Source organism: Deltaproteobacteria bacterium (genome assembly GCA_009930495.1).
Classification (GTDB): Bacteria; Desulfobacterota; Desulfovibrionia; order Desulfovibrionales; family Desulfomicrobiaceae; genus Desulfomicrobium.
Window position 1 is genome coordinate 1 of sequence record RZYB01000194.1, and the last position, 4468, is coordinate 4468.

The 4468-nt window shown below is 57.1% G+C and carries 6 protein-coding genes; all 6 read left to right on the top strand.

Annotation, left to right across the window (positions count from 1 at the left end; translation table 11 throughout):
* A partial coding sequence (locus EOL86_12280; GenBank protein ID NCD26351.1) for a cytochrome C occupies window positions 1–323 on the top strand: 323 nt, incomplete at its 5' end.
* 32 nt (window positions 324–355) lie between these two features.
* Window positions 356–1411, top strand: coding sequence for a 4Fe-4S dicluster domain-containing protein (locus EOL86_12285; GenBank protein ID NCD26352.1), 1056 nt, complete (start codon window positions 356–358; stop codon window positions 1409–1411).
* A 12-nt stretch (window positions 1412–1423) separates the two neighbouring features.
* Window positions 1424–2593 carry a Ni/Fe-hydrogenase cytochrome b subunit gene (locus tag EOL86_12290; GenBank protein ID NCD26353.1) on the top strand — a complete coding sequence of 390 codons (1170 nt, stop codon included), beginning with the start codon at window positions 1424–1426 and terminating at the stop codon, window positions 2591–2593.
* A 12-nt stretch (window positions 2594–2605) separates the two neighbouring features.
* The gene (locus tag EOL86_12295) at window positions 2606–2755 is read left to right on the top strand and encodes a hmc operon protein 4 (protein NCD26354.1); all 150 of its coding nucleotides are present in this window, start codon (window positions 2606–2608) and stop codon (window positions 2753–2755) included.
* 35 nt (window positions 2756–2790) lie between these two features.
* Window positions 2791–3465, top strand: a complete 675-nt coding sequence (locus tag EOL86_12300; GenBank protein NCD26355.1) for a hypothetical protein — start codon at window positions 2791–2793, stop codon at window positions 3463–3465.
* 17 nt (window positions 3466–3482) lie between these two features.
* On the top strand, window positions 3483–4468 hold a 986-nt coding region (locus EOL86_12305; GenBank protein ID NCD26356.1), incomplete at its 3' end, for a (Fe-S)-binding protein.

The window sequence follows — 4468 nt, forward strand, 5'->3', positions numbered from 1 at the left end:
TGGCCAATGAGTTTGAGCCCAGCAAGTTCCCGCATCGCAAGATCGTGGCCAAGCTCGCGGAAGGTATGAAGGATGACGCCATGGCCGCGTATTTCCACTCCAGTCCGAACGCCGCGTGCTCCGGTTGCCATCACAACAGTCCCGCTTCGGCCACTCCGCCCAAGTGTGCCAGCTGCCATGGCCGGAATGGCGATGAAAAGGATGGGGCCAAGCCCGCCTTGAAAGCCGCCTACCACCAGCAGTGTATGGGATGCCATCGTGAGATGGGCATCCAGAAGCCGGCAGACATCGCCTGCGCCGAGTGTCACGCCACGAAGAAGTAACCTGCCGAAGGTCGCAATAACGAGGAGCTAGTATGAAACGCAGAAAATTCATTGGCTTGCTGGCTGGCGCGGGCGCCTGTTTGGCGGCGAGTCCGGCCGCGGCTGGTGGAACGCATCATTTCGAGGGCTATCCCGATAGCCATGGTGTGCTGTTCGACAGCACCAAGTGTATTGGATGTAGAAAATGCGAGGCAGCCTGCAACAAAGTCAACGAAATGCCGGCTCAGCCGGTCCCGTTCGATGATTTGACCGTCTTGGAAAGCAAGCGGCGCACACACCATGATACTTTTACCGTGGTCAACAAATACGACGTCGACGGAAAACCAGTGTTCCGCAAGATCCAGTGCAATCATTGTCTGGAGCCAGCCTGTGCATCGGCCTGCTTCGTCGGGGCTTTTGTCAAGGATAAAACCGGTGCGGTCAGTTACGACGCCAAGAAGTGCGTCGGTTGCAGATATTGCATGGTCGCCTGTCCATTCGAAATTCCAACCTATGAATATCATGATCCGGTCACGCCCCGGGTACGCAAGTGTACCATGTGTCAGTCGCGTATCGAAGAAGGCAGGTTGCCCGGTTGCGTCGAGGATTGTCCCAAGGGCGCGTTGATTTTCGGCAAACGCGAGGATTTGTTGGATATCGCTCGTGAACGCATCCGCAAACACCCGGATATGTATATCGATCATATTTATGGTGAGCGGGAAATGGGTGGCACAAGCTGGCTGTACATCTCCGGTGCATCTTTCGAGAGCATCGGCATGCGCGAGGACCTTGGGGTCACGCCCGCGCCCGATCTTACCTCTGGCGCCCTGTCCGTGGTTCCGGCCGTGGTCGGCCTGTGGCCCATGTTTTTGACCGGTGCCTATGCCCTGACCAAGCGCAAGGAAAAGATCTTCGAGGAAGAACAGGCGCATGCCGTGAAGGACGCCGTGGCCGAAGCCGAGGCCAAGGCGTCCAAAAAGCTCAAGACGGCCATGGACAAGGCGGAACGCGACAAGCAGGCCGCCATCGATCGTGAAGTGAAAAAGGCGCTCAAGGATGCGGAAGCGGCTCGGAAGAAAGCCGAGTCCGCTCCTGCGGACGAGCAATAAGGAGGAGCGTTGATGTCGCATCACACCACAACACCCAAGTCATTCTGGACTCCGGCGAACATTATCACGGCTGTTATTCTGGTCGTCGGGATTGCCCTGACCGTGAAGCGTTTCACCATGGGCATCGGCTCCGTGACCAATTTGAGCGATGACAATCCGTGGGGGATCTGGATCGGGTTCGATCTGCTCTGCGGCGTGGCCCTGGCTGCCGGCGGCTATACGACATCTGCGGCCGTGTATCTCTTCGGCATGAAGAAATACCATTCCGCCGTGCGCCCGGCCATCACCACGGCCTTTTTGGGATATGCCTTTGTCGTCTTTGCCCTTCTTTATGATCTGGGCCGCTACTACCGTCTGCCCTATCCGTTGACCATCTATCCCGGCCCGACCTCCTTTCTGTTCGAGGTCGGTTTGTGCGTGGCCTTGTATCTGACGGTTTTGGCCATCGAGTTCTCGCCGGCAGTGTGGGAGGCCTTGCGCTGGAAAAAAATCCGTCATCTAGCCCATAGCCTGACGTTGTTGCTGACCATTTTCGGCGTGATTCTGTCCACGCTCCACCAGTCATCCCTGGGTGGTCTGTACATGATCGCGCCGTCCAAGCTGCATCCGCTGTGGTACTCGCCGTATCTGGCTCTGTTTTTCTTTGTTTCGAGTATTCCGGCCGGCCTGTCCATGGTCATTTTCGAGGGCGGTTTGTCGCATAAATTCCTGCACCACAAGATGGACGAGGCACATATCGCCCAAGCTCCCGAGGTGACCTTGGGGTTTGCCAAGGCCGCGTCCGTGGTGCTGTTCGCCTATTTCAACCTGAAATGGATCGGCGTCGCCCTGGGCAATTCCTGGAGTCATTTGTTCACGGGGTGGGGGGCTTGGTTCCTGGTGGAAGTCATCGGCTTCGTGCTCGTGCCGTGCCTGATGTACGCCATGGCCGCCCGCGAGAAGAACGGGAAGCTGGCGTTCTGGGCGTCCATCGTGACTGTCGCTGGTATTGTTCTCAATCGTTTGAACGTGTCCTTGGTGGCGTTCAATTGGCAACTTCCGGCCGAGGCTCGGTATATCCCGTCCCTGGAAGAGATCATGATCACCGTGTTCATTGTTACCCTGGAAATCACCGTGCTGCGGTTCTGCCTGAGCAAGCTGCCGATTCTGCACGAACACCCCGAATTCAAGGGCGCGCACTAAAGGAGGCTGCAAGTGGAATTCATGACCCTTCATGACTTCTTGTTCTGGACCAAGGGCATGGCCTATGTCGGCATGGGGCTGGGGCTGGTGAGCTTCGTCGCCTTCTGGCTCTTTCTGACCGATCGGGACGAGGACAAGTTCGCCGACAAGGAAGAAGAATAGGCCCGGTCGCGACCGGCCATCGAAGGAGTATTCGTATGTATGAGATTTTGACTGGTCCGCTGCTTTGGATTGCCTTCGCGGTATTCTTTGTCGGCTTGGCCGCCCGCGTGGTGCTGTACTTCATGGGTCTGGACTGGCGGTTGGATCGTGTGGCCTACAGACCGCACATGGCGCATGGCCTCAAGGGCGCCGCCATTTCCGTATACCGTTGGATTTTGCCGTTTGGCACGCACAGCTGGCGTGCCAAGCCCATTTTCACGACCATGTTCTTTGCGTTTCATATTGGTCTGGTCGTCGTGCCGCTGTTCTTGGAAGGACACGCGGTCATGATCAAGAACGGTTTGGGCATTGACTGGCCGTCCATGCCTCAGATCCTGGCCGATGTGTTGGCCATCGCTGCTTTTCTGGGCGGTCTGGGTATTGCCATCCGCCGTTTGATGCTGCCCGAGGTACGGATTTTGACCGATTTCAAGGATATCCTCCTGTTGGTCCTGACTCTGACCCTGCTCGGCTCCGGCATCGTCGCCTCGCACAATCCCGCCAATTATTCATTCTGGATCACTTTGCACATTCTGTGCGGCGTGGTCGTGCTGTTGACGGCTCCGTTCACCAAGTTGGCGCACATTGCGCTCTTTTTCTGCACGCGAATCCAGCTGGGCATGGACTTCGGAATCAAGCGCGGCGGAATGAAGACCAATTTTGACTGGTAATCCAAGAGGAACACGAAATGCCCGAAGGAAAATTGTGCACGAAGAGGCCCGTTGCCACCCGCGAGGAGTTGGATGCGCTCCTTTCCGACAGCAACGGTCGTCAATACTATGCGGAAATGGAAGAGCTGGACGTCGAGCCCGACAAGCTGTGGGCTTTGATCCAGAAAACGATGAAGTCTCGAACCAAGACGTGGCTCGACATCTGCGCGCACTGTGGCTTGTGCGCCGATAGCTGCTTTCTATACAGCGTTAACGGGCGTGATCCCAAGCAGGTGCCGTCCTACAAAATCCAGTCCACTCTGGGCGAGATGGTCAAAAGAAAAGGGCACGTGACCAATGAATTCATGCGCATGTGCATGGATACGGCCTGGTCCAAATGCACCTGCTGCAACCGCTGCGGGTCATTTTGCCCCTACGGTATCGATATGGGAGTCATGTTCAGCTACTTGCGCGGCCTGCTCAATTCACAAGGCTTCGTGCCGTGGGAGCTCAAAATCGGCTCCGGCATGCACCGCCTGTTCCGGGCCCAGATGGACGTGACCTCCGAGGATTTCGTCGACACCTGCGAATGGATGGTGGACGAAGCCCTGGAGGACTGGCCCTGCCTGGAAATTCCGGTGGACAAGGAAGACGCGGACATCATCTATATGATCAACGCCCGCGAGGCCAAGCACTACCCCGAAGACATCGTCGAGGCGGCCATTCTGTTCAGCATTGCCGGCGAGAACTGGACCGTGCCCAGCGAAGGGTGGGAAATGACCAGCCTGGCCATGTTCGCCGGTGACTGGGAAGCCTGCAAGATGCAGGTTGATTCCGTCTATGGGGCCATGGAGCGGCTGCGTCCCAAACGCATGGTGGCCACCGAATGCGGTCATGCCTACCGGGCCACGGTTATCGAGGGCCCGTATTGGGCTGGTCGGCCCGACGGCAAGCCTCCAGTGGAATGTCTGCATTATGTGGAGTGGGTGGCCGAGGCATTGGAAAAAGGCAAATTGAAGATCGA